27 protein-coding genes and 1 rRNA gene are annotated in these 26,246 nt (G+C 33.4%); 26 read left to right on the forward strand and 2 right to left on the reverse strand.

All coding sequences use genetic code 11. The annotated features are described in order from the left end of the window. The first annotated feature begins 5 nt into the window (after positions 1 to 5). The 16 genes from J2Z80_RS10520 (at position 6) to J2Z80_RS10595 (ending at position 16,853) form a co-directional block, all read left to right on the forward strand. Positions 6 to 1,586 carry a SpoIID/LytB domain-containing protein gene (locus J2Z80_RS10520; RefSeq protein WP_209454348.1) on the forward strand — a complete coding sequence of 527 codons (1,581 nt, stop codon included), beginning with the start codon at positions 6 to 8 and terminating at the stop codon, positions 1,584 to 1,586. Positions 1,587 to 1,616: 30 nt separating this feature from the next. Beyond that, positions 1,617 to 2,642 (forward strand): tRNA preQ1(34) S-adenosylmethionine ribosyltransferase-isomerase QueA, encoded by a 1,026-nt coding sequence (queA, locus tag J2Z80_RS10525; RefSeq protein ID WP_209454349.1) that lies wholly within the window; start codon positions 1,617 to 1,619, stop codon positions 2,640 to 2,642. A 15-nt stretch (positions 2,643 to 2,657) separates the two neighbouring features. Further along, a complete protein-coding gene (tgt, locus tag J2Z80_RS10530; RefSeq protein ID WP_209454350.1) occupies positions 2,658 to 3,782 on the forward strand; it encodes a tRNA guanosine(34) transglycosylase Tgt in 1,125 nt (374 codons plus the stop codon). Position 3,783: 1 nt separating this feature from the next. Further along, a complete protein-coding gene (yajC, locus tag J2Z80_RS10535) occupies positions 3,784 to 4,068 on the forward strand; it encodes a preprotein translocase subunit YajC (RefSeq protein WP_209454351.1) in 285 nt (94 codons plus the stop codon). A 106-nt stretch (positions 4,069 to 4,174) separates the two neighbouring features. After that, complete coding sequence (locus J2Z80_RS10540) at positions 4,175 to 4,567, forward strand: TIGR04086 family membrane protein (RefSeq protein WP_209454352.1); 393 nt, start codon at positions 4,175 to 4,177, stop codon at positions 4,565 to 4,567. 54 nt (positions 4,568 to 4,621) lie between these two features. Continuing rightward, positions 4,622 to 4,759 (forward strand): six-cysteine ranthipeptide SCIFF, encoded by a 138-nt coding sequence (scfA, locus tag J2Z80_RS10545; RefSeq protein WP_013298036.1) that lies wholly within the window; start codon positions 4,622 to 4,624, stop codon positions 4,757 to 4,759. Between the two features lie 64 nt (positions 4,760 to 4,823). Continuing rightward, positions 4,824 to 6,215: a thioether cross-link-forming SCIFF peptide maturase gene (gene scfB, locus J2Z80_RS10550; protein ID WP_209454353.1), complete on the forward strand. Its 1,392-nt coding sequence runs from the start codon at positions 4,824 to 4,826 to the stop codon at positions 6,213 to 6,215. A 57-nt stretch (positions 6,216 to 6,272) separates the two neighbouring features. Further along, a complete protein-coding gene (gene secD / locus J2Z80_RS10555) occupies positions 6,273 to 7,508 on the forward strand; it encodes a protein translocase subunit SecD (RefSeq protein ID WP_209454354.1) in 1,236 nt (411 codons plus the stop codon). A gap of 13 nt (positions 7,509 to 7,521) precedes the next feature. Further along, on the forward strand, positions 7,522 to 8,460 hold the full coding sequence (gene secF / locus J2Z80_RS10560) for a protein translocase subunit SecF (protein WP_209454355.1): 939 nt from the start codon (positions 7,522 to 7,524) through the stop codon (positions 8,458 to 8,460). A 14-nt stretch (positions 8,461 to 8,474) separates the two neighbouring features. Then, complete coding sequence (locus tag J2Z80_RS10565; protein ID WP_209454356.1) at positions 8,475 to 8,786, forward strand: phasin family protein; 312 nt, start codon at positions 8,475 to 8,477, stop codon at positions 8,784 to 8,786. A 65-nt stretch (positions 8,787 to 8,851) separates the two neighbouring features. Further along, entirely contained in the window at positions 8,852 to 10,522 is a 1,671-nt protein-coding gene (gene ubiB / locus J2Z80_RS10570; protein ID WP_209454357.1) for a 2-polyprenylphenol 6-hydroxylase, read from the forward strand. Positions 10,523 to 10,548: 26 nt separating this feature from the next. Then, the gene (recJ, locus tag J2Z80_RS10575; RefSeq protein WP_209454358.1) at positions 10,549 to 13,008 is read left to right on the forward strand and encodes a single-stranded-DNA-specific exonuclease RecJ; all 2,460 of its coding nucleotides are present in this window, start codon (positions 10,549 to 10,551) and stop codon (positions 13,006 to 13,008) included. Continuing rightward, positions 13,005 to 13,526, forward strand: coding sequence for an adenine phosphoribosyltransferase (locus J2Z80_RS10580; protein WP_209454359.1), 522 nt, complete (start codon positions 13,005 to 13,007; stop codon positions 13,524 to 13,526). Before recJ ends, J2Z80_RS10580 begins: the two co-directional genes overlap by 4 nt. 30 nt (positions 13,527 to 13,556) lie before the next feature. Next, on the forward strand, positions 13,557 to 15,713 hold the full coding sequence (locus J2Z80_RS10585; RefSeq protein ID WP_209454360.1) for a RelA/SpoT family protein: 2,157 nt from the start codon (positions 13,557 to 13,559) through the stop codon (positions 15,711 to 15,713). A 45-nt stretch (positions 15,714 to 15,758) separates the two neighbouring features. Then, the gene (gene dtd / locus J2Z80_RS10590) at positions 15,759 to 16,208 is read left to right on the forward strand and encodes a D-aminoacyl-tRNA deacylase (protein ID WP_209454361.1); all 450 of its coding nucleotides are present in this window, start codon (positions 15,759 to 15,761) and stop codon (positions 16,206 to 16,208) included. 12 nt (positions 16,209 to 16,220) lie between these two features. Next, positions 16,221 to 16,853: an MBL fold metallo-hydrolase gene (locus tag J2Z80_RS10595; RefSeq protein WP_209454362.1), complete on the forward strand. Its 633-nt coding sequence runs from the start codon at positions 16,221 to 16,223 to the stop codon at positions 16,851 to 16,853. Here J2Z80_RS10595 and J2Z80_RS10600 read toward each other — a convergent pair. Beyond that, entirely contained in the window at positions 16,835 to 17,830 is a 996-nt protein-coding gene (locus tag J2Z80_RS10600; RefSeq protein ID WP_209454363.1) for an AIR synthase family protein, read from the reverse strand. The genes J2Z80_RS10595 and J2Z80_RS10600 overlap by 19 nt on opposite strands. A gap of 132 nt (positions 17,831 to 17,962) precedes the next feature. Here J2Z80_RS10600 and J2Z80_RS10605 point away from each other — a divergent pair, with 132 nt between their 5' ends. The 8 genes from J2Z80_RS10605 to pyrE all read left to right on the forward strand — a co-directional run bounded on the left by J2Z80_RS10605 (position 17,963) and on the right by pyrE (position 24,593). Further along, the gene (locus J2Z80_RS10605; protein ID WP_209454364.1) at positions 17,963 to 18,172 is read left to right on the forward strand and encodes a hypothetical protein; all 210 of its coding nucleotides are present in this window, start codon (positions 17,963 to 17,965) and stop codon (positions 18,170 to 18,172) included. 231 nt (positions 18,173 to 18,403) lie between these two features. After that, a complete protein-coding gene (gene pyrR / locus J2Z80_RS10610; RefSeq protein WP_209454365.1) occupies positions 18,404 to 18,937 on the forward strand; it encodes a bifunctional pyr operon transcriptional regulator/uracil phosphoribosyltransferase PyrR in 534 nt (177 codons plus the stop codon). A 207-nt stretch (positions 18,938 to 19,144) separates the two neighbouring features. Beyond that, complete coding sequence (locus tag J2Z80_RS10615; RefSeq protein ID WP_209454366.1) at positions 19,145 to 20,077, forward strand: aspartate carbamoyltransferase catalytic subunit; 933 nt, start codon at positions 19,145 to 19,147, stop codon at positions 20,075 to 20,077. Beyond that, positions 20,061 to 21,356, forward strand: a complete 1,296-nt coding sequence (locus J2Z80_RS10620) for a dihydroorotase (RefSeq protein ID WP_209454367.1) — start codon at positions 20,061 to 20,063, stop codon at positions 21,354 to 21,356. Before J2Z80_RS10615 ends, J2Z80_RS10620 begins: the two co-directional genes overlap by 17 nt. Positions 21,357 to 21,412: 56 nt before the next feature. After that, positions 21,413 to 22,333, forward strand: a complete 921-nt coding sequence (pyrF, locus tag J2Z80_RS10625; protein WP_209454368.1) for an orotidine-5'-phosphate decarboxylase — start codon at positions 21,413 to 21,415, stop codon at positions 22,331 to 22,333. A gap of 8 nt (positions 22,334 to 22,341) precedes the next feature. Continuing rightward, the gene (locus tag J2Z80_RS10630; protein ID WP_209454369.1) at positions 22,342 to 23,073 is read left to right on the forward strand and encodes a dihydroorotate dehydrogenase electron transfer subunit; all 732 of its coding nucleotides are present in this window, start codon (positions 22,342 to 22,344) and stop codon (positions 23,071 to 23,073) included. Continuing rightward, positions 23,070 to 23,975: a dihydroorotate dehydrogenase gene (locus J2Z80_RS10635; RefSeq protein ID WP_209454370.1), complete on the forward strand. Its 906-nt coding sequence runs from the start codon at positions 23,070 to 23,072 to the stop codon at positions 23,973 to 23,975. Before J2Z80_RS10630 ends, J2Z80_RS10635 begins: the two co-directional genes overlap by 4 nt. A gap of 42 nt (positions 23,976 to 24,017) precedes the next feature. Continuing rightward, positions 24,018 to 24,593 carry an orotate phosphoribosyltransferase gene (gene pyrE / locus J2Z80_RS10640; RefSeq protein WP_209454371.1) on the forward strand — a complete coding sequence of 192 codons (576 nt, stop codon included), beginning with the start codon at positions 24,018 to 24,020 and terminating at the stop codon, positions 24,591 to 24,593. 31 nt (positions 24,594 to 24,624) lie between these two features. Here pyrE and J2Z80_RS10645 read toward each other — a convergent pair whose 3' ends face one another. After that, positions 24,625 to 25,800: a class I SAM-dependent rRNA methyltransferase gene (locus J2Z80_RS10645; RefSeq protein ID WP_209454372.1), complete on the reverse strand. Its 1,176-nt coding sequence runs from the start codon at positions 25,798 to 25,800 to the stop codon at positions 24,625 to 24,627. 203 nt (positions 25,801 to 26,003) lie between these two features. On the opposite strand from J2Z80_RS10645, the gene J2Z80_RS15190 reads away from it, so the two are divergent. Together J2Z80_RS15190 and J2Z80_RS10650 are read left to right on the forward strand one after the other, a co-directional pair. Continuing rightward, the gene (locus J2Z80_RS15190; RefSeq protein ID WP_280953187.1) at positions 26,004 to 26,138 is read left to right on the forward strand and encodes a hypothetical protein; all 135 of its coding nucleotides are present in this window, start codon (positions 26,004 to 26,006) and stop codon (positions 26,136 to 26,138) included. A gap of 31 nt (positions 26,139 to 26,169) precedes the next feature. Continuing rightward, positions 26,170 to 26,246: ribosomal RNA gene (locus J2Z80_RS10650) — 16S ribosomal RNA — on the forward strand; the annotation flags it as partial.

Raw genomic sequence — 26,246 nt, forward strand, 5'->3', positions numbered from 1 at the left:
TTGATGTGAGGTCGAAAAAGTATGTAGCTGTCTTTTTATTGTTTCTACTTATATTAACCAGTACGTTAAACTACGTAGATGCCAGCATTAGTCTGCCGAGTTTAGTTAAAATTGGACTTTTTTATGGTTCCAGCTCTTTGTCTTCTTATTCATTGTCTTCTGCAAGTGGCTTTAAAGTGGGAATAAATGACAATGCCGAAAATATCAAATACATATATAACATACCTTCAAGCAGTGTTCAAGTGATGAAAGATGACAATTTTTATCTTCAAGAGGGAAATTTCCAGGATCAAGCGACAGCAGACAGTGAACAATCAAAAATAAGTTCAAGCATTCCAAATTCGATTGTTGGATATGACGGTAGTTTTCATATTTACTTTGGTCCTTATTCAAATCAATCTGATGCAAATTCAGCGATGAAAAGTTTAATAGCGAAATTTCCGGATATAAAGATAGTATCTCCCAATAAAAATATAGTGATTGCTGTGAATGGCAAAGTTATTTTTTTGTATGCTGGAAGCAATACTCTTTATCTTATGAACTTAACTGGTGATAATCCAATTTCTATTAATGGAAAAAAGTACAGAGGTTATTATGAATTTATAAGGCAACAAGGAAGTGATATGACTGCAATAAATGTATTGCCTCTAGAAGAATATTTATATGGTGTTGTACCAGCGGAAATGCCGGCTTCTTGGAATATAGAAGCATTAAAAGCGCAAGCTGTGGCAGCAAGAACTTATGCTGTCTATAATTTAGGCAAGTATAGTAAGTATGGATTTGATTTAACAAATGATGTAAATTGTCAGGCGTATAATGGATTTGACGGTGAAAATCCAAATTCAAACAAAGCTGTTGATGATACAAAGGGAGTAATTGCTGTTTATAATGGAAAGCCGATAGAAGCTATATTCCATTCTCATAGCGGAGGTTATACAGAAGATAGTGAAAATGTGTATTCAAATAGTGTTCCTTATTTAAGAGGTGTTGAGGATAAATATGTGTTTGGTTACAATGAGTCCCTTGATAATTGGTTGGTGGATGTTACTGCAGATTCTATTGAACAAAAATTGAAAAGCAGTGGTATTGATGTAGGAAATGTGGTCGATGTCAAGGTAACAAGCAAAAGTTGGACAGGCAGAGCTATACAAGTTACAATTTATGGTGATAAAGGGAACTATGTTTTGAACAAAAACGACATAAGAGGTTTTTTTAATTTAAAAAGTACGATGATAACAATAAACAACAATGGTGTAAGCAGTGATAGTGAAGCGTACATATTATCACAGCAAGGCGTTGTAAAAAAATCTTTACCTAATTTAAGTGCTATATCTGTTAATGGAGTAAAAACCGTTGGCAGTGGTGATGTATATGTTTTAAGTAGAAGTGGCACAGCCAAGATAAACGGACAAAAGGTTTCGTCTGAGGCATATACAATAAATGGAAGCGGTTATGGACATGGTGTTGGTTTGAGTCAATATGGAGCTCGTGGGATGGCAGATCATGGGTATAATTATATTGATATATTAAAATACTACTATAAAGGTATTGATGTTTATGATACAATTAATAACAAGGCTTTATAAATAATTACAGTAATATTTGGAGGCACAAATATGAATTTACATGAATTTTATTATGATTTACCTGAAGAGCTTATTGCGCAGGAGCCGTTGAAAAACCGGGACGAATCAAAATTGATGATTTTAAACAAGTTAACAGGTGAGATAAAACATGATATTTTTAAAAATATAATTAGTTATTTAAACCCCAATGATGTATTGGTTTTGAATGACACAAAGGTAATACCGGCAAGGTTAATAGGTGTTAGAGAAGATACAGGTGGCAAGATTGAATTTGTTCTCTTAAAAAGGCTAAGCAAAGATGAATGGGAGATATTAGTTAAGCCTGGAAGGAGGGCAAAAATAGGTTCAAAATTTATTTTTGGCAATGGGGAGTTAAAAGCAGAAATCATTTCAAACACAGATGTAGGCGGAAGAATTGTTAGATTTAGCTACGAAGGTATTTTTGAAGAAGTACTTGATAAGTTAGGTGAAATGCCAGTACCACCGTATATTAAGAAAAAATTGGAAGACAAAAATATGTATCAGACGGTTTATGCAAAACATGAAGGTTCGGCTGCTGCACCTACGGCAGGTTTACATTTTACAAATAAGCTTTTGGATGACATAAGAAAATATGGAGTAAAAACGGTATTTGTAACTCTTCATGTGGGACTTGGAACTTTTAGACCTGTTAAAGAAGAGGTAATAGAAAACCATAAAATGCATTCCGAATTTTATACTGTTACAGAAGAAGCGGCACAGGCGATTAACAATGCCAGAAAAAGTGGTGGAAGGATTATTTCAGTTGGCACAACTTCTACAAGGACTCTTGAAACAGTAGCAGATGAAAATGGAGTTATTCATGCCGGTAGTGGATGGACTGATATATTTATATATCCAGGATATAAGTATAAAGCCGTAGATGGTATTATAACTAATTTTCATTTACCGGAATCTACACTTATTATGATGATATCTGCTTTTGCAGGTAAGGAAAATGTCATGAATGCATATAAAATAGCAATAGAAAATAAGTATAGATTTTATAGTTTTGGTGATGCAATGCTAATCATTTAAAAATGGGAGGATATAATGACAGCGATAAAATATGACTTGATAAAAAAGGAAAAAATGACAAAAGCAAGGCTGGGGGTATTACATACTCCACATGGTGACATAGAAACACCTGTATTTATGCCTGTAGGAACACAAGCAACAGTAAAAACGATGACACCAGAAGAACTTAAAGAGATAGGTACTAAAATAATACTAAGCAATACATATCATCTTTATTTAAGGCCAGGTCATGAAGTTATAAAAAAAGCTGGTGGACTGCATAAATTTATGAATTGGGACAGAGCGATATTGACAGACAGTGGTGGATTTCAAGTATTTAGCTTGGGACCATTAAGGAAGATTACGGAAGAAGGAGTTGAATTTCGTTCACATTTAGATGGGTCGATACATTTTTTGACTCCTGAAAAAGTCATAGAGATTGAGAATGCACTAGGGGCGGACATAATCATGTCATTTGATGAATGCGCGCCTTATCCAGCTGATTACGACTATGTCAAAAACTCCATGGAGATGACTTTAAGATGGGCTAAAAGAGGAAAAGAAGCACATAAAAATACAGAAAAACAAGCACTTTTTGGAATTGTTCAAGGCGGTACATATGATGATTTAAGAAGAGAATGTGCAAATAGATTAGTTGATATGGATTTTTCGGGGTATTCAATTGGAGGGCTAAGTGTTGGCGAAGAAAAAGAATTGATGTATCATGTAGTTGATTATACGACAGATTTATTGCCGCAGGATAAACCCAGATATTTGATGGGAGTGGGAAGTCCTGATGATTTGATAGAAGGTGTCATAAGAGGAGTTGACATGTTTGATTGTGTTTTGCCTACGCGAATGGCCAGAAATGGTACTGTATTGACTAGCAGTGGTAGGCTTATCGTAAGAGATGCGCCACATGCAGAAGAATTTATTCCATTGGATAGTGAATGTGATTGCTATGCATGTAAGAATTTCTCAAGGGCATACATCAGACATTTGTTTAAAGCTAACGAAATTTTAGCGGCGAGGCTTGCAACAATACATAATTTAAGATTTTTGACAAAACTCATGGAAGACATTAGAGAGGCAATTAGGCAAGACAAGCTGCTTGAATTTAAATCACAGTTTTATAAAAAATATGGATATAAGGAGGAATAAAATGAACGCGCAGACGATTTATTTGATTGGCGAAATTGTAATTTTTATGGCAATTTTTTACTTTCTACTAATATTGCCACAGCAGAGAAGAGAAAAGAAAGAGAAAGCCATGATTGATGCACTAAAACCCGGTGATGAGATTTTGACAAAAAGCGGTATTTACGGCAAGATATTAAACATAAAAGACGATGCAATTACGATTGAAGTCGGTGCTGATAAGGTTAAACTGAAGATAGCTAAATGGTCAGTTGGAAGAGTTTTAAACTCTCAAAGTGAAAATAAATAAGCATAAATGCGGGTAACCGCATTTTTTTTATGGGATTAAATTAAAATGTAATATTGTTTTTTTTACTGCATAAAATTTATTGATAAATAAGAGGGAGGTGCCATACTTGAAGGGCAAAGTTCAAAATTATAATAATAGAGTATTAAATATACCTGGCATAATCATAGGGCTATTGGTAAGTTATATAATTACTTTGGCATTTTTCATTGTGTATGCATTAATATTGACGTACACACCTCTTTCAGAATTAACACTTCCTACATTGACAATGCTGATAACGATAATTGGCATAGTTTTGGCTGGTGCAATAGCTGCGCGTCATACAAGAAGCAAAGGGTGGCTAAATGGGGGCTTGGCCGGTCTTCTATATGTTTTGATTATGCTATTTCTAGGTACATATATTATAAAAGAAGCAGGATTAACTTCAGTCATAGCTTTAAAACTTTTATGGGGAATTATTTTAGGTGCTATTGGTGGTATGATAGGTATTAATCTATAGCTTTTATTGTCGTAAATTATATGATATAATCAATTAGGAAGAGGAGGTATGAAAATGAGACATATTGTAACAATCAATAGAACATCATTGAAAGATAGCCTGAAAAAACCTGGCTGTGGAGAATGTCAGGCATCATGCCAATCTGCTTGCAAGACTTCGTGCACTGTTGCAAATCAGGAGTGCCAAAATTAAATTTTACATAGGCTGATGGCAGTAATATATTATTACTGCCATTTAAAATGTTTAGGAGGTTAAAATGTATAGCAAGATACATAAATATAAACAACTTGGTATGAATATTGTAGTTGATCCTGTAAGTGGATCAATTCATGTTGTGGATGATTTGACGTATGAAATATTAGATTTGTACACTGAGAATGATTTTAATACTATAGTTAGTTTGCTGAAAAATAAATATTCTGAAGATGAAATTAAAGATGCATATGATGAAATAGAATCACTACGAAATAAGGGACTTCTTTATTCTGAAGATGTGTACAAGGATTTAGATATAAATAGAGAAAACTCTGTCATAAAAGCTATTTGTCTTAATGTGGCACATGATTGCAATTTAAGATGCAGTTATTGTTTTGCATCTACAGGGGATTTTAAAGGCGGCAGGAAACTGATGTCGTATGAAGTTGGAAAGAAAGCGATAGATTTTTTAATTAAAAATTCAGGCAATAGGAAGGTTGTGGAGGTAGACTTTTTTGGCGGAGAGCCACTTATGAACTTTGAAGTTGTAAAAAAAATAGTTGAGTACGGAAGAGATGAAGCTGAAAAACATGGAAAAACTATTAAATATACAATCACGACAAATGGAGTATTGCTTGATGATGAAAAATCAACATATATAAATGAGAATTTTTCTAATGTAGTGTTGAGTCTTGATGGCAGAAAAGAGATAAATGACGGTATGAGAAAAAGGATTGATGGCAGTGGATCATACGATGTTATTGCTCCAAAGATTAAAAACTTTGTTTTTAAAAGAGGCAATAAAGAACATTATGTTAGAGGAACTTTTACAGCAAAAAATTTAGATTTTACAGATGATGTTTTGCACTTGGCCGACATGGGTATAAGAGAGATATCTGTAGAGCCAGTGGTAGAAAAGGAAGATACAGATTACACATTGAAACAAGAACATTTGGAAAGAATTTTGAAAGAATATGATAGACTTACAGAAGAGTATATAAAAAGGATTGATGAAGGAAGGCCATTTTCTTTTTATCATTTTAAAATCAGCTTAGATAATGGTCCTTGTATAAAGAAAAGGCTACAGGGTTGCGGTGCTGGATTTGAATACGCAGCAATAACACCAGATGGTGAAATATATCCATGTCACCAATTTGTAGGTAATGAGTTATATAAATTAGGAAACGTAGATAGTGGAATTGAAAATAAGCTATTGCAAGAGAAATTCATGGAAAGCGACATATATAAAAGAGAAGAGTGCAGCCAGTGTTGGGCAAGATTTTATTGCAGTGGTGGATGTTTTGCCAATAATTATAATATGAATGGTGATATAAATAAACCGTATGAACTGTCATGTGAAATGCAAAAAAAGAGATTTGAGTGTGCTATAGCAATAAAAGCATATGAAATGATGTTCAAGAAAAATAATAAGCCACAGCAATTTGATAATTGACCGTTTACAATAAAAGTAATATAATAAAACATAGCGAACAAAAGAAAGGGGATTATGATGAGATCGAGAGGATTGGCAAAATTTTTATCAGTAATCGTACTTGCCGTAATAGTAGCTTATGTTGCTTTTTTTGGTATTAATGCCGGAAATTATTCAATTAAGCCAGTTCAAGATAGCATAAGGCTGGGACTTGATTTGCGGGGCGGTGTTTATGTACTGGAACAAGCGGAAGGAAAAGTAACACAGGATGCAATGACAAGAGCGATCTCTATAATAAGAAACAGGGTAGACTCTCTAGGTGTTTCACAGCCGCTTATAGTTCAACAGGGCTCGAATAGGATAAGGATAGAGATACCGGGTGTAAATGATCCAGACCAAGTTATTTCGTATTTAGGTCAGACAGCCCAGCTTAAATTTGTAGGTCCGGATGGCAAGGTTATATTAACAGGTGCGGATGTTAAAGATTCAAAAGCAGTCTATCAAACGAGTCAGGCTGGTGTACAAGAACCTGTTGTCACACTTGATTTAAACAGCAAGGGTGCAAAAGCTTTTGCTGATGCTACTGGGAAATTTGTAGGTCAACAAATAGCGATAGTTCTTGACGATAAGACAATATCAGCACCAGTAGTGAAGGAACAAATTACTGGTGGTCAAGCTGTTATAAATGGCATGAAAGATTTTAATGAAGCTAAAAATTTAGCAAATCTCATAAGAGGCGGTGCGCTTCCAGTTACATTAAAGCAGGTTGAATACAGTTCTGTTGGTGCAACACTAGGACCAAGTGCATTAAAGGCCAGTGAAGAAGCGGGTATGTATGGACTTTTAATAGTTTTATTGTTTATGATAGCTTTCTATAGGCTGCCTGGATTGATAGCAGATATAGCTCTTGGTATATACATTTTAATAAACTTTATCGTATACGCATTGTTGCATGTTACGTTGGACTTGCCTGGTATTGCCGGTATGCTTTTGTCAATAGGTATGGCGGTTGACGCTAATATAATCATTTTTGAAAGAATGAAAGAAGAGATGAGAGCAGGAAAATCTATAAGAGCTTCCTTAGACGCCGGATTTAGAAAAGCATTTGTTGCTGTATTTGATTCAAACATTACGACACTGATAGCAGCATTTGTCTTGTTTTTCATGGGGGCAGGAACTGTAAAAGGATTTGCTTTAACGCTTATAATAGGTGTTATCTCCAGTATGTTTACAGCAATTACTGTTTCTAGATTCTTATTAAAATCAGTTGTTGAAACAGAATTTACGAAAAACATAAGAGTATACGGTGCATAAGGAGGCGAATACGATGAGATGGAATAATATAAAGTGGAATATAGATGTAATTGGAAAGACGAAAGTGTGGTTTACAATATCGGGCATAATAATACTTGCAGGGCTTATTGCTTTATTTACGATGGGGTTAAATTGGGGACTTGATTTTACTGGTGGTACGGTAGCTCAATTTGACATGCACAGAACAGTAACGACAACTATAAATAATGAGATTACAAATATTTTAAGGAGCAATGGCGTTAAAGAATCGCAGGTAAAGGCTATAGGTCCAAACAATACACATGTATCAATTACTACGCCTAGCCTTGACGATAAAACTAGAACTGCCATTATAAATGAGCTTAAGTCAAAGTACAAATTATCTGATAATGATTTGGTATCATCGCAAAACGTCAGTGCATCAATAGGTAAGGAAATGCAGTTTGGTACATTGCTGGCTTGTGTAGTTGCTTCTCTTTTGATGCTAATTTATATAGGCTTTAGATTTAATTTCGAAATGGGTGCTGCGGCTGTCTTAGCTTTAATACATGATATTTTAATATTGATATCTGCTTATGCACTGCTTAGGATTGTCGTAGATACTCCATTCGTTGCTGCAATACTTACTGTTTTTGGCTATTCTATCAATGATACGATTGTTATATTTGATAGGATTAGGGATAACATTAAATTGATGAGAAAGGCAAGCTACAAGGAAATAGCAAATGTCAGTGTAAATGAAACGATGACCCGTTCAATAAATACAGTAATGACAGTTTTACTTATGCTTATACTTATGTACTTCTTAGGACCAGCGTCTATAAAGAGTTTTGCTTTGCCTCTTTTAGTAGGTATTGCTAGTGGTGCATATTCTTCAATATTTATTGCTACTCCCCTTTGGGTAATATTTAAGGATAGAGAAGGAAAAAATAGAGTAGGAAACAGAGTAGGAAATAAACCCCAAAAGGCATGATAGGAGGTGATAGCATGCTTAAAGAGATGTTTCTTGCAGGTCTCGGTGCTGTTTCTCTGACGAAAGATAAATTAGAGGAGATAGCCCAAGAGCTTATAAAGCGGGGTGAACTTACTGCAGAAGAAAAAAATAATTTTATAAACAATGCTTTAAGTTCAGTAAACAAGCAAAAACAGATTATTAAGGACAAAGCTTACGAAAATTTTCAACAGTTAGCAAAAGAAGCGAATCTTGTAACCAGAGATGAATACAATTTGTTGCTTGAAAGAGTAGCTGAACTTGAGAGTAAAATAAACCAGTCTAATATTGACAATCAAAATCTGTAAATTTCATTATTAGTGGCATAATACTTTTAGGTATATTGCCGCTATATTTTTATTGAGGTGTAAAGATGAAATTATTTAGCATTTTTTCAAATAGAAAATACATAAAAAGGTACAAAGAAATATTAAAAATTCTTACGAAAAATGGATTTGGTTTTATTTCTGAAGTTTTGTCGAAAAAGAAAAGTATTCCATTTGTGTACATTCGCAAGAATGATTTACCTGCCGCTTTATCTGAGCGGATTCGTCTCACACTGGAAGAACTTGGCCCAACATTTGTGAAGATGGGGCAATTGTTAAGCACCAGGCCCGATTTGCTTCCGCATGATATAATTGTTGAATTATCAAAGCTTCAGGATAATGTTCCACCTGTTGAATTTGAAACAATAAAGAAAATAATTGAAGAAGAACTTAATGATGACATTTCGAATTTATTTACAAGCTTTGATGAAAAACCGATCGCATCAGCGTCAATCGGGCAAGTTTACAGGGCCCGGACAAGGGAAGGCCATGATGTAGTAGTAAAAGTCCAAAGACCAGGTATATATGATAAAATAAATGGTGATATTATCATCTTAAAGACTATAGCCAACATTTTAAACGAACGGCTTACCGATTCGCCGGTCGATTTTGTGGATATAGTAAATGAGCTATCTGAATCGCTGTTAAACGAATTAGATTATACATTAGAAGGCAACAATGCGGACAAATTTAGAGAAAATTTTATTAATGAGACATATGTGTACATACCGAAGATATATTGGGAGTATACGACTAAAAAAGTTCTGACGATGGAATACATAGATGGAATCAGTGTAAAAAATAAACATAAATTAATTGAAAATGGGTTTGATTTAAAGAAGATTGCATATAACGGTGCGATGTCAATATTAATGCAAATATTTGAATTTGGATTTTTTCATGGTGATCCGCATCCTGGAAACATCCTTATCAAATCAGATGGCAAGTTATCATATATAGATTTTGGCATTGTAGGTTATATAGACAGATCAAATCGTCAAATGATAGTTGAGCTTTTTAAAGCTTTTATCGATAATGATACAGATGAAGTAGTTTCAATTTTGTCGGATATGGATGCGATTAGAGATGAAACGAATTTAAGAAATTTAAAGTATGATCTTAGCGGTATGATCAGTTATTTTTACAATACTCCGTTAAAGAACATAAATATAAATGATTCAGTTAAAAAGATGATGTCCCTCATTTATAAGTACAAGTTAATGATGCCAGCCGAGTTTACACTGCTGCTTAAGTCGTTAGCGACTATAGAAGGTGTAGGAAAGGAACTTGACCCTGACTTTAGTATTTCTGACATTGCAAGAGATTTTATTAGAAAAATTTATATAAGTAATTTTAATTTTGTAAAAACAATAAATGAAAATGCAAAAGATGTGCATAAAATATACGTTCATTTAAAAAAACTTCCATCAAAGCTTCATAGCATAATTTCTAAAATATTAAAGGACAACGTCAGGGTAAAATTGGATATTGAAGAAACGGAAAAAATGAAATATGATCTTAATTTAATGATAAATAAAATGATAATAAGCATAATAGCTGCATCACTTATTATCGGATCATCACTTATAATGTCTTCTGATGGTGGATATAAAATATATGGTTATAATGCAGTAGGGTTGATAGGATATTTAATATCATTCTTTTTATGTATGATGATTGTCTACAATATAATTTTTGTTGAGAAAAGGCGTAAATAATTGCATTTTGTGAGGTGGCCGAAAATATGGCATACAACTGGGTATCAAAAAAAATCTCAAATGAAAGTCTTGTTAGTGAAGTAGCAAAAAAGTATAAATTAAAAAAATATGTAGCACAAACTATCATTAACAGAGGATATGATGATTTAGAGAAAGTAAATGAGTATTTGAATCCAAATATTAACATGATGCATAGTCCTAATTTGTTGAATGGTATAGAAAAAGCATCATCCATTATAAAATACCATATTGAAAGGAACAACAAAATCACTATATATGGTGATTACGATGTTGACGGTATAACTAGTACATCAATTTTATATAAGACTTTAAAAAAGTTAGGTGCTGATGTAGATTATTATATACCAGATCGATTACATGAGGGATATGGGATAAATATAAATGCTATAGAAAAAATATACAGCTCTGGTACAAGTCTTATAATTACTGTTGATTGTGGTATTACTTCGGTAAAAGAAGTTGAGCATGCAAAGAAATTGGGAATAGAAATCATTATAACAGATCATCATCAAGTTCCAGATGTCTTGCCAGACGCTACTTGTGTAATTAATCCACATATTAAAAATTGTACATACCCATATAGGGAATTATCTGGAGTAGGTGTTGCTTTTAAATTGTGTTTAGCTCTTATAGGAGATGATGCACTTGATTATTTGGATATTGTCGCTTTAGGGACTGTAGCAGACATCGTGCCACTAACAGGAGAAAACCGTATAATTGTAAAAGAAGGATTAAAAATGATGAAAAATAGCCAGAATAAGGGACTTAAGGCATTGATAAATGTATCGGGGCTAAATAGTAAAGATATAAATACATATCATGTTGGTTTTGTATTGGCTCCTAGATTAAATGCTGCAGGAAGGCTTGAAAGCGCAGTGTCATGTGTAAAATTGTTGATAACTGATGATGATATTGAAGCAAATAGAATCGCTGAGTATTTAAATAGTGAAAACATAAAGAGGCAAGAACTCGAAAAAAAGATACTAGATGAAGCGATTGTACAAGTTGAGACAAAGATAGACATAGATAAAGAAAAATTCATTGTACTTTCCAGCGAGAATTGGCACCCAGGTATTATTGGAATAGTTTCATCAAGGATTACAGAGAAGTATAATAGGCCGTCAATTCTTATAAGTATTTCCGGTGATACAGGAAAAGGGTCTGGAAGAAGCATAAATGGATTTAATATATACGATGCTATAAAGTACGCCGGTGATTGCCTCATTGGATTCGGTGGACATGAAATGGCTGCCGGTATAACTATAAAAAAAGATGAAATCGAAAGATTTAAAGACAAACTGAATGAATATGCAGAAAGCAAGTTAAATGACTTTGATTTAATACCAACCATTGAAATAGAGACTTCTATAGAGAACGAGACGATAGATTTGGAAGGAGCTAATCAGCTAAGCTTGTTGGAACCTTTTGGCAATAGCAATCCTGTGCCACTTTATATTATAAACGATTTGCATATAAAACAAACTTATACTGTTGGAAATAACAAGCATTTACGAATAATTGCTAAAAAAGATGAAATTTGCTATGACATTATTATGTTTCATGTAAGTAGTGAAGATAATAGATTTAAAGAAGGATATATCATTGATATTGCAGGATACATAAATATTAATGGGTGGAACGGTAATAAGAAAGTAGAGATAATTGCGAAAGATATCAAGATAAAAGAAAAAAACACGATGTTTTTTAGAAACTTACTAAATATTATAATGAATTTTAGTGATTTTACTGCAGAAACCATAGATAATAAAAATTTTATTGATATGAGGGAGATGGATGACAGACAATCTTATATTTTAAAAATGTTCAGAAGCAATGAGAGTGTTGTTGTAATAGTAAATACTCGATATCATTTAAATAAACTCATAAATTACCTTATTGCCCATGATTATCGTGATTTTAGATTAAGCAACAAAGCAGTCAATGCAGGAAAAATGATTTTGTGGAATGCAAATAATAAAGAAGTTGATCATTTACAATCAGTATTTAAAAATATAATTTTTTATGATATACCATTTGATTCAAAAATGTTTTATAATATATTAGCAAACGATAAAAACAGCAAGATACACCTTTTGTATGGAAGGGAAGACATCAAAGCTAATTTAAAAGACATTTTTGAGATTATACCGAAAAGGAGTGATTTTGCAAAAGTATATATTAATATTAAAAAAAATGGAAGCACGATTGTATTTAAAGATCAAGTATATGATTATTTTAAATTAAACTCAATAAAAGTAATGCTGTGTCTAAAAATTCTAAAAAATTTTGGATTGATAAAATTTGAAGAAAGTGATAATATTTTTGTGTTAAGAAGAAATAATATTGAATCAAAAGTAGACATTAAAGATGATAAAATAATAAAAAAATTGGTTTTGTCAAGGAAGAACTTTTTGAGGTTTGCTTTTGAAATATTGAAAACAAAAATTAAGGAGGAAACAGCATGACATTGGAAGATGTAAAGTCTTTAATAAGAGAAATACCGGACTTTCCTAGAGAAGGGATTGGATTTAAAGACATAACGCCTGTACTAAAAGATAAAGAAGCATTTTTATTTTCAATTGATATGTTAGCAGATGCGATAAAAGATAGAGATGTAGATTTAATTGCAGGACCAGAAGCGAGGGGCTTTTTATTTGGAGCACCTTTGGCATACAAAGTTGGGGTTGGATTTGTACCTGTAAGAAAACCAGGAAAGCTACCTGCTGAGACAATTAACTACGAATATGAACTTGAGTATGGAATGGATTCATTAGAAATACACAAGGATGCCATAAAGAAAGGTCAGAGAGTTATAATTGTTGATGATTTGCTTGCTACTGGTGGCACGATTTTTGCCGCGGCAAAATTAATAGAAGAATTAGGCGGAATTGTCGATAGTATATTATTTTTAACGGAGCTTACATTTTTGAATGGACGTAAAAAGCTTGAAGGCTATGATGTAATTTCTTTAATAAAATTTTAAAATGTCTGTTTTTAAAGGTGATCTTATATAATGATTGAAAAAGTTATTAACAAGGTAAAGGAGTACGACAAAACTGAAAATGATATTAACTTAATATTAAAAGCCTATGACTATGCGCTGAAAGCTCATGAAGGGCAGTACAGAAATTCTGGGGAGCCTTATATTGTCCATCCAGTAGAGGTTGCAATGATACTTGCCAATTTAGAGCTTGATGTTTCTACGATAGCCAGTGGGCTTCTTCATGATGTCATAGAAGATACATCTATCACTTATGAGGATATAAAGAATGAATTTGGACAAGAAATAGCAGATTTAGTTGATGGTGTAACAAAGCTGGGTATGATTGAATATAAATCAAAAGTGGAACAGCAAGCTGAAAACATGAGAAAAATGCTTATTGCAATGGCAAAAGATATAAGAGTGATAATGATAAAGCTTGCAGACCGTCTTCATAATATGCGTACGCTTAAATATTTAAGTGAAGAAAAGCAAAAGGAAAAAGCACAGGAGACGCTTGAAATATATGCACCTATAGCTCATAGATTAGGTATGTCAATGATAAAGTGGGAATTGGAGGATTTATCATTGAGATACCTTCACCCTGATGATTATTACAGTCTTGTTGAAAAGGTTGCAAAGAAAAGAAAAGAAAGGGAAGAATCGATAAAGGAACTTATCGATAAACTAAAAGAAAAGTTAAATGAGATTGGGATAAAAGCCGAAGTTGATGGAAGACCAAAACATTTTTACAGCATATACAAAAAAATGAAGCAGCAAAATAAGACTTTTGAGCAAATTTATGATTTAATGGCAGTAAGAGTAATAGTAAATACTGTGAAAGATTGTTATGGCACACTTGGGGCAGTTCATACATTGTGGAAGCCTATGCCGGGCAGATTTAAGGATTACATTGCTATGCCAAAACCTAATATGTATCAGTCACTTCATACAACAGTAATTGGTCCCAAAGGTGAACCATTTGAAATACAAATACGAACATGGGACATGCATAGAACTGCTGAATATGGTATAGCAGCCCACTGGAGATACAAGGAAGGCAAGTCTTACGAAGATGAATTTGATGCAAAACTTTCGTGGCTACGTCAGCTATTGGAGTGGCAGAGGGAGCTTAAAGATGCAAAAGAATTTATGGAGACATTAAAGATAGATTTATTCACAGATGAGGTTTATGTCTTTACGCCTAAGGGTGATGTTATAAGTCTTCCAGCAGGTTCTACACCTATTGATTTTGCTTACAGCATTCATACAGAAATAGGTCATAGGCTAAATGGTGCTAAAGTAAATGGGAAAATAGTGCCTATAGATTATGAGCTTAAAAATGGCGATATTGTAGAAATTCTGACGACTACTAATAGTGATAGAGGTCCTAGCAGGGATTGGCTTCAAATAGTAAAAAGTTCACAAGCAAAAAATAAGATACGGCAATGGTTTAAGAAAGAAAAACGAGAAGAAAATATAGAGCGGGGAGAAGAGATATTTTATAGAGAACTGAAAAGGCATGGAATACAGCAATCACAATTAAAAGGGGACATAATGGAATCTGTATTAAAAAAGCTTAACATGCATTCAGAAGAAGATTTATTTGCTGCAATTGGATTTGGTGGACTTGCTTTAAATCAAATAATACCACGCATTAAAGAAGAACTTAAACAAATAGAGAGTGAAAATAAAAAACAAAACACACCAGTTGTTGAGATAAAAAGGAAGCCTAAAATTGGTGGTATGGGCGTTATCGTCAAAGGCGAAGACAATGTCATGGTTAGATTTTCAAAATGCTGTTCACCAGTTCCAGGTGATGAAATAGTAGGCTATGTTACAAAAGGCCGTGGAGTATCAATACACAGGAAAGATTGTCCCAATATAAAAGACTATGTGTATGACAAAAATAGGATAATAGAAGTTGAATGGGATCAAGGCAAAAATATTGCATATCAAGCTGATATTCAGATCATGGCAAATGACAGATATGGGCTTTTAACTGATGTCACAAGTATTCTTGCTGACATAAAGATATCAGTTAGAGCGGTTAATGCCAGAACGACAAAAGATAATGTGGCTATAATAAATTTAACTTTGGAGATTACATCAAGAGAACAGCTTGAGAAGATTATGAATAAGTTAAAAGCTCTCGATGGTGTTACAGATGTGTACAGAATAAGTGCATAAAATTTGCTTTTAAAAATAAAACATTACGTTATTGGAGGAATAAAAGTGAGGGCTGTTGTACAAAGAGTTTTACATGGAAAGGTTACTGTTGAAAATACAATAGTGGGAGAAATAACAAAAGGACTTGTTGTCTTGGTGGGTGTTTCTATAGATGATACGTTAGAAGATGTAGATTATATTGCTGATAAAATAGCAAATTTACGGATTTTTGATGATAATGATGGCAAGATGAATTTTTCCATATTAGATGTAGGTGGGGAAATTTTGCTTGTGTCACAGTTTACGCTTCTTGGCGATGTAAGAAAGGGAAGAAGGCCTAATTACATGAATGCTGCAAAGCCTAATGATGCACTACATTTATTTAATAAGCTTTGTGAAAAATTAAAAGACATGGGACTTTCAGTTAAAACAGGCAAATTTGGTGCAATGATGCAAGTATCTTTGATAAATGACGGGCCTGTGACAATACTCTTGGACTCGAAAAAAACATTTTGAGGAGAGAATACAATGATAAACGACATTAATATTAAAAGATTTGTATTGGGACCATTTCAATCTAACTGCTATGTATTATCTGTAAAAGGTAGCAATGAATGCGTAATGATAGACCCGGGGATACCGGCAAAAGAAATTGAAGATTATATAAAAGGAAATAGTTTTAATTTAAAATATATCTTAATTACGCATGGACATTTTGACCACATAGGTGGTGTTGATTTCTTTAGAGATAGATTTAAGGCAAAGGTCTGTATTTCAGCAGATGATTCAGTTATGCTTTCAGATACCAGCCTTAATCTATCTGATATAAGCTTTAAGAAAATAGTTGTTAAAAATGCTGACATTTTGCTGAATGATGATGATACTTTAGAATTAAATAATAGTATCGCCATATATGCTATTCATACACCTGGACATACACCTGGTGGATTATGTTATAAGGTAGATGGTGTTTGCTTTTCAGGAGACACACTTTTTAAAGGTTCTATAGGACGGACAGACTTTCCAGGTGGTAATTACAGCGAAATAATAGATTCAATAAAGAATAAATTGTTTGTCTTAGATGATGATTTGATAGTCTGTCCAGGTCATGGAGATATGACTACTATAAAAGAAGAAAAACTTCACAATCCGTTTTTATAATTCGATATTTTATATATTTCATCGGAATCTGGAGGTAGTATCTCTATTTTTTTGTCTCCATCTATAAGGAATTTTCCATGCTCTGTAATTTTACCTATTATGGTTGCTTCGATATTGTGTTTCTTTAATTCATTCACTATTTTACTGCCATCTGTTGATGTAATAATCATTGATCCGCTTGAGATAAGTTTAAGGGGGTCTATATTAAAAAAGCTGCATATGATTTTAGTTTCTTCTCTTATTGGGATTAAATCATTATATATTTCAATACCTTTTTTTGATGCTTCAGCAATCTCATATGCTGCACCTAATAAGCCACCTTCAGTAATATCGTGCATAGAATTTGCGCCATGTTCTGCCGAAATTAGTCCATCTTTTACTACGCTTAGTTCATTTATAAAACTTTTAGCATTATCTAGTGTTTTAAGCGAAATATGCTTTTTAAGAATGTCATAATAGTCATTTGCAATAATAAATGTTCCCTCAAGTCCCAAAGCTTTAGTGACGATTACATCATCATTTAATTTAGCTCCACCTGTCTTTATGAATTTGTTTTTTTCACAGATTCCTACTGCTGTAGTAGATATGATGGGCTTATTAACAGATGATGTAACTTCGCTGTGGCCACCAAGGACTTCTATATTAAGTTCTTTAGCACCTCTATCTATTTCTTTCATGATTTCATACAATAATTCTTCATTTGAACCAGACGGCAATAAGATTGTTTCAAGAATACCAATTGGCTTTGCACCGCATGATGCAATATCATTGCAAGAAATGATTACCGATAGATAGCCACTTAGATTATTTGAAGCTGTTATGGGATCAGAAGAAAGTATAACAGCATATTCACCAACTTCAATAACACTACAATCCTCACCTATGCCTGAATGCACCAATACATCGCTTCGCTTTAAGCCGAGATTTGTATAAACAAACTTTGATAGCACGTCTGCCGGTACTTTTCCTTCTTTCATTCTGCAACACATCCTTTAAGAATTTTAGTACATATCTATATTAGCACAAATAATTTTTGCGTTCCACATCAATACAATATGATAAAATATATATACGGATATGGAATATAAATTGGTTAGGAGGTGTTATACATGAAAAATAATAGTAAATTTAAAAAAGTAGCTACATTAGAAAATGAGATAGAAGCAGGCCTTTTGGACGGTATACTTAACGATCGAAATATCCCTCATGCTATATGTTCATACAATGATTTGGTCTATGACGGCATATATCAGATGGTTAAAGGTTGGGGTTATGTCAGCTCTACAGATTTTTATAGCCAGGATATCGTAAATATATAAAATGATATTCGCAAGTCTTCAAATGATGATTGAATTACTTTTTCAATTAACTTATTAATGGTAGAATAAATAAATTTGAAAAAAGTCTATAGACAAATATAAAATATTGTGATATTATATTTAAAAAGAAAGATTGAATATCCTTTAACTAGTCCTGCGAGGCTGGCAAGGAGTTTAAAATGTGTATCAACTTCTTGCTTTATCAAGAAGTTTTTTTATGGAGGTATAGTCTTGAATTATAAAGCGGAGATAATGGATGAAAAGGCAATTGATAGAGCATTAATCCGTATATCACATGAAATTGTAGAAAAAAATAAAGGAATAGAAAATCTCGTTTTAATTGGTATCATGCGTAGAGGTGTGCCACTTGCAAATAGGCTCGCAAGATATATAGAAAGAATTGAAGGGAAAAGGCCTCCTATAGGATCACTGGATATAACACTTTATAGAGATGACCTAACAACGAAACTGGAGCAGCCAATTGTTAAAAAACGTGATATAGGAGTAGATGTCATAGGTAAGATTGTTGTGCTGGTTGATGATGTTATTTATACAGGAAGAACTGTGAGAGCTGCGATGGATGCTGTCATTGATTTAGGTAGACCAAAATCAATACAGTTAGCAGAACTTATTGATAGAGGACATAGGGAACTTCCTATTAGGCCTGACTATGTAGGGAAAAATGTTCCCACGTCAAAAAGTGAAATTGTAAGTGTGATGCTTGAAGAAGTTGATAATGTAAATAAAGTTATAATAATTGAATAATAACCTTTAAATTAGTCCAGCGAGACTGATAAGGGAGAATTGCGATTCTCCCACTTATTAAAAAAGGAAGGGAGATTTTTTATGGGATTTTTTAAATTTGTAAAATTCACAAAAGACATATTATTATGTATTAGGAGCAGAGCCATTTTTACCTAATAAAAATGGTTACTGCTCTATTTTTTAATAAAAAAGAAAGGATGATAAGAAGTGATAAAAAAAGATGTATTGGGCATTCGTGACATGTCCAAGGAAGATTTAATAGAGATACTCGATACAGCGAAAGAAATGAAGAAAATTATAGAGGGTGAAAAAATTTCGGACATTTTAAAAGGTAAAACAATCATAACAATATTTTTTGAGCCCAGTACAAGAACAAGGTTATCATTTGAAATGGCAGCTAAGTATTTAGGTGCACATTTTGGAAATATAGAGACTAAAACCAGCAGTGTAGTAAAAGGTGAGTCTCTCATTGACACCGTAAGGACAGTAGAAAGAATGAAAGCGGATGTTGTAATAGTACGTCATAATATGTCAGGTGCTCCGCATCTTATGGCAAAATATTTAAATGCATCTATAATAAATGCCGGAGATGGATTAAATGAGCATCCTACACAGGCTCTATTGGATTTGATGACGATAAGAGAAAAAAAGGAATCATTTAAAGGATTAAAGGTAGTTATCATTGGTGATATAGTTCATTCTAGAGTTGCGAGATCAAATATGTGGGGACTTTTAAAATTGGGGGCTGAAGTTAGATTAGCAGGGCCTGCCACATTATTGCCAAAAACTTTCGAAAAATTAGGTGCAAAAGTCTATTACGACATAGATAAAGCCATAGAAGATGTTGACGTTGTAATGGGACTTAGAATCCAACTAGAAAGACAAAAAAGCGGATTATTCCCATCAAAAGATGAGTTTGCCAGATATTTTGGCATCACATCTGAAAGGATGAAACTTGCTAAAAATAATGCTATATTGATGCATCCAGGACCAATTAACAGAAATGTAGAAATTTCATCCGAAACAGCAAATTCAGGGTATTCGGTAATTGAGGAGCAAGTAACAAATGGTGTAGCAGTTAGAATGGCACTTTTAAAATTATTATGTGAAAGGAGAAAAAATAATGAAAACAATTATTAAAGGTGGAACAGTAATAAATGGATATGGAGGAAATGAGAAAGCAGATATTTTAATAGATAATGGAAAAATAGAAGCAATAGAAAAAAAGATAGAGTCAAATGATGCATTAATTATAGATGCCAATGGAAAATATGTTTTACCGGGATTTGTGGATATGCATACACATTTAAGACAGCCTGGATTTGAAGAAAAAGAGACTATAAAGACAGGTACCCATGCCGCCGTTGCAGGCGGATATACAACAGTTGCTTGTATGCCTAATACAAATCCAGTGATAGATAATGAAGTTGTCGTAGAATATATAAAAAGCATTGCAAAGAGGGATGGATATTCGAAGGTAATACCTATAGGGTCAATGACTAAGGGAATGATGGGTGAAGAAATTTCCGAAATGGTAAAATTAAAAGATGCGGGTATTGTTGCATTATCGGATGATGGACATCCAATAATGAATGCCGGCCTTATGAAAAGAATAATGATATACGGCAGTATGTACGACTTGCTGATGATTACCCACTGTGAAGATAAAATGTTAAGCGGTGAAGGTGTCATGAATAATGGTTTGATATCAACTATGATAGGGTTAAGGGGAATACCACATGAAGCAGAAGAAGTTATGATTGCAAGAAATATAATATTAGCCAAATCTACAGGTGCAAGACTTCATATTGCACATGTATCAACAAAGGATAGTGTGGAACTAATAAGGAGAGCCAAGGCAGATGGAGTAAATATAACAGCAGAAGTAACACCTCACAACCTATGTCTTACTGAAGACATTGTAGATGGTTTTGACACAAACACAAAAGCATATCCCCCTCTAAGGACAAAAGAAGATGTTGATGCCCTTATTGAAGGTTTAAAAGATGGGACAATAGATGTTATCGCTACAGATCATGCACCACATACAAAAGATGACAAGAAAGTTCCATATGAGATAGCAGCATTTGGAATATCAGGGATCGAGATTGCCTTTTCTGTAATTTACACATATCTTGTAAAAAATGGCTTGATTACTTTAGAAGATCTAGTAGGTTATATGTCTATAAATCCAGCAAAGCTTTTAAAAACATCATATGGAGTAAAAGTGGGCAATGCTGCAGATATAACGGTAGTTGACACGAACAAAGAATATACGGTAAATGTAGATAATTTTAAATCAAAGGGTAAAAATTCTCCATTCAACGGTAAAAGATTAACTGGTGTTGTTGAATATACATTAGTAGACGGAAAAATAATTTATAAAAACAATGGCAAATTTGAAGAATGTAATGTATAATATATATAGAATAATTATACGTTAAAATGAATAAATATTAAATAGAGGTGTTTAATATGTTTTCAGATAAATTAATAAATGCCATAAAGTCTAAAAATAATCCAACAGTTGTAGGTTTAGATCCTAGGATTGAAAGTATTCCGGAATTTATAAAAGAAATAGCTTTTAAAAAGTATGGAAATAATGTTAAAGGAATATCTGAAGCTATTTATTATTTCAACAGAGGAATAATAGATTCGATCTTTGATGTAGTTCCTGCAGTGAAAATTCAAGTTGCATTTTATGAAGTTTATGGACCGGATGGTTTTGATATATTTTTCAAAACAGCAAAATACGCTAAAGAAAAGGGGTTAATGGTTATAGCGGATGTGAAAAGAGGGGATATAGCTGATGTGGCGGAGATGTATTCTAAAGCATATCTACAAAATGAATATATCGATGCAATTACTGTAAATCCATATATGGGAGAAGATACTATTACTCCATATATACACGACGTTATTGAGCATGAAAAGGGATTGTTTATACTTGTGAAAACATCAAATAAAGGGTCATATACAATTCAAAATTTAGAAACTGAAAATGGTACTGTATATGAGAATGTAGCAAATATGGTGAATAAGATTTCTAATCTTGTGAAAGGCAAGCTAGGGTATAGCTCAATAGGTGCTGTTGTAGGAGCAACCCATAGAGAAGAAGCTAAAATACTCCGAGAAAAAATGCCATCAGCGATTTTTCTAGTACCTGGGTATGGTGCTCAAGGAGCCACGGCAGAAGATGTAACAAATTGTTTTGATGAAAATAATTTAGGCGCAATAGTGAACTCTTCCAGAAAAGTTATCTTTGCTTACAAAAGTCAATACTGGAAAGATGTTTATTCTGAATATGAGTATGCACAGGCAGCAAGGTCTGAAGTTCTTCTGATGAGAGGCATGATAAATAATGCGCTTTTAAAAAGAAAGTATATAGCTTGTTGAGGTGGAATATGAAACACACTATCATAAGAAATGATGAAATAAAAAGCGGCGTATTTAGGATGGAGTTTCATTTTGAAGATATCCCTATGCCGGGACAATTTGTCATGATAGACTGTGGGGGGCGTACTTTATTAAAGCGGCCGTTTAGCATCTGTGATTATAATGAAGGTAAAATGACGGTTATGTATCAAGTAAGAGGTAAAGGAACGTATAATCTTTCAAAAATAAAAGTTAATGATGAAATTGATGTAACGGGACCTCATGGACACGGATTTGACATATTTGATAAATTCAATAATATCCTTGTAGTTGGAGGCGGTATAGGTATACCTCCGCTACTATTTCTTTCAAAGAAATTAAAATCAAAAAATATTAATATCGTACTTGGTTTTAGAAGTGATGCCTTTCTTATAGATGAATTTAGTAAATATGGCAATGTATTAGTGACTACAGAAGATGGAAGCTATGGTATGAAAGGATATGTAACAGATGCCATGAAAGAAATTATAAATGAAGCTGATATAATTTATGGCTGCGGTCCTAAACCGATGCTAAATGCTATAAAAGATATCTCAGAAAAATATAAGATACCGTGCCAAATATCAGTAGAAGAGCGCATGGGATGTGGGATTGGAGCGTGCATGACATGTGCATGTAAGACTCTAGCTGAGGACGGATACCACTATAAAAAAGTTTGCAAAGATGGACCTGTTTTTTGGGCTAAGGAGGTGGTGTTTTGAGATTAAAAGTTAATATAGGAAATTTAGAATTTAAAAATCCTGTATTTGTAGCATCTGGCACATTTGGCTTTGGCAAAGAGTATTCACAATACGTTGATCTAAATAAGCTAGGAGCAATAATGGTAAAGGGGCTTACTTTAAATCCCAAAGAAGGTAATCCACCACCCCGTATATATGAAACACCGTCAGGAATTTTAAACAGTGTAGGATTACAAAATCCTGGTGTAGACGGGTTTCTTAAAGATGAATTGCCTTTCTTAAAAAAATTTGACACAAAAATAATTGTGAATATAGCAGGTGAAACAATAGAAGAATTTGTAACTATGGCTCAAAAACTTGATATAGATGGTGTACATGCGTTGGAACTTAACGTCTCATGTCCAAATGTAAAAGAAGGTGGAATGGCATTTGGAGTAAATCCCAATAGCATATACGAAATAACCAAAAGAGTTAAATATGTGACAGATAAAACCGTGATTGTAAAATTGACGCCAAATGTTGCTGATATAAAAATATATGCAAAGGCGGCTGAGGATGGTGGAGCGGATGCGGTGTCGCTTATTAATACAATTACAGGCATGGTAGTTGACATAAATTCAAAAAGACCAATATTTAAAAATATATTTGCAGGCTTATCGGGACCTGCAGTAAAGCCTATAGCACTTAAACATGTTTATGAAGCGAAAAAGGCCGTGTCAATTCCAGTGATAGGCATGGGCGGAATTTCTTCTGCTGAAGATGCTATAGAGTTTATGATAGTTGGTGCAACTGCTGTTGCAATTGGAACTTATAATTTTATTAATCCAACATGTACGATGGATATTCTTGAAGGTATAAAAAAATACATGAACGAAAACAATGTTTCCGATATAAATCAGATAATCAATAGTATTAACGTATAAATATTATGGTAAACTAAAATATCTAAGAAAGGACAAGTGAGGATGGATAGAAAAGAAATATTAAAAATATTAAGTGAATTAAAAGTACTAAATAAAGGGCACTTTTTGCTGACGTCGGGAAGACATAGCGATACGTATCTTCAATGTGCAAAAATATTTCAATATCCTGAATACAGTGCTTTGTTTGCAAAAGAAATAGTGCAAAGATTTAGTGGTGAAAAAATAGATATCGTAATTGGAACTGCTATTGGAGGAATTATATTTGCATATGAAGTTGCAAGACAGTTAGGTGCAAAAGCACTGTTTGCGGAAAGAGAAGAAGGGATTATGAAGCTTAGGAGAGGATTTGAAATAAATGAAGGTGATAATGTACTTGTAGTAGAAGATGTTGTTACAACAGGAGGTTCCGTGAAAGAAGTCATTGAACTTGTAAAAAATTACAATGCAAATGTTGTCGGTGTTGCAAGTATCGTTGATAGAAGCAATGGCAAAGTTGATTTCGGCATAAAATTCGAATCTGTAATATCGCTTGATGTTATATCGTATGAAAGTAAAGACTGCCCGCTATGCAAAGAAGGGTTACCGATTGATAAGCCTGGAAGTAGGAAGTTTAAATAAGAGGCTGTTATCAACCTCTTATTTTGACAATTTAAAATACTTGTAGTATTAAGCACTTTAAATATTCGGTTTCATTGGAAGCTAGTAAAATCGGGTGATCTTTTGACTGTGTTCTTTTTTCAATTAACCTGATGTTTTTGTGAGTATCATATGCTGCATCCTTAATTATATCGAGAAAAGTGTCGGGACTTATATGCTGCGAACATGAGCATGTAATAAGAAATCCGCCTTCATTTATGATTTTCATTGCACGTAGATTTATCTCTTTGTATCCTCTAATAGCATCTTTGACTGTTTCTTTGCTTTTAGTAAAAGCTGGTGGATCAAGAATCACCACATCAAATTTTTTCTTTCCCTCATCATATTTTTTTAATAAATCAAATGCGTTATCACATGTAAAATGGCATCTATCTAAATATCCATTGAGCTCTACATTTTTTTTCGCAATATCTAAAGCTGCCTGTGATATATCGACAGTTTCTACCCTTTTAGCACCGTAATGCAGCGCATGAACAGAAAATGAGCCTGTATGGCTGAAACAATCTAAAACATCGGCTTCTTTTACGTATTTCTTAATTGCAGCTCTATTTTCTTTTTGATCTAAAAAATAACCGGTCTTTTGACCGTTTTCTAGGTCAACCCAAAATTTTACACCATTTTCTTCAAATTGCTGAATCGTATTAAAATTGCCATATAAATAGCCCTTTGTTTTGGGAAGGCCTTCGATTTCTCTAACGCTTACATCATTTCTTTCATATATGCCTTTAGGTTTCAACAATTCAACGAGTGTATCTACTATTAAATTTTTGTATCTTTCCATACCAAGGGAAAGCGTCTGTATAACGAGATAATCACCGAATTTGTCCACAATAAGAGCTGGCAAAAAATCAGCTTCTCCAAAAATAACTCTACAAGAATTTAAATCCTTCATGATTTTTTTTCTGTATTCCCAAGCATTTGAAATTCTCTTTTTAAAAAATTCTTCATTTATCAATTCATCTCTGTCATATGTAAGGAGGCGGATTGATATCATGGATTTAAGATTTATGTATCCTCGTCCTATAAAATTTTTTTTATAATCATAGACATCTACAATGCCGCCTGGTTCATATTCACCTTCTATATGATCAATTTCAGTTTTGTATATCCATGGATGACCACTTAATATCCTTTTTAAATTTTCATTTCTGAGAATAACATTTGTCATATCAACACTCCTAATCTAATATCGTTTAAGTAATTTATATCACATAGGTAAAAATGATTCAATAAGGTTATTTTCATATAATAAAAATTCGTAAAAAAGAGCATAATAAAGGTATATTAATGTAATTGCCTATAATAATAGTTTATAACCAAAAGTCGTGTTTGTAAAACAAATTCAAACGTGGTATATTAACACATGTCGCTGTGAAAGCAGCGGAGGCAAAGTACCACAAAATACCAGAGAAAATAATATTGACAGAGGCAGATGAATGTGGTAATATAGACGATGTCGCGATAAGCGGCGAGAGAATGAACCTTGAAAACCGAACAGTGAGATAAAGCCAGTAAGGAAAAGAAGAGAAAAGGATATAAACATGAGAGTTTGATCCTGGCTCAGGACGAACGCTGGCGGCGTGCCTAACACATGCAAGTCGAGCGAAGGGAGTA

Origin of the sequence: Thermoanaerobacterium butyriciformans (genome assembly GCF_017874545.1) — a bacterium.
In the GTDB taxonomy this organism is placed as follows: Bacteria; Bacillota; Thermoanaerobacteria; order Thermoanaerobacterales; family Thermoanaerobacteraceae; genus Thermoanaerobacterium; species Thermoanaerobacterium butyriciformans.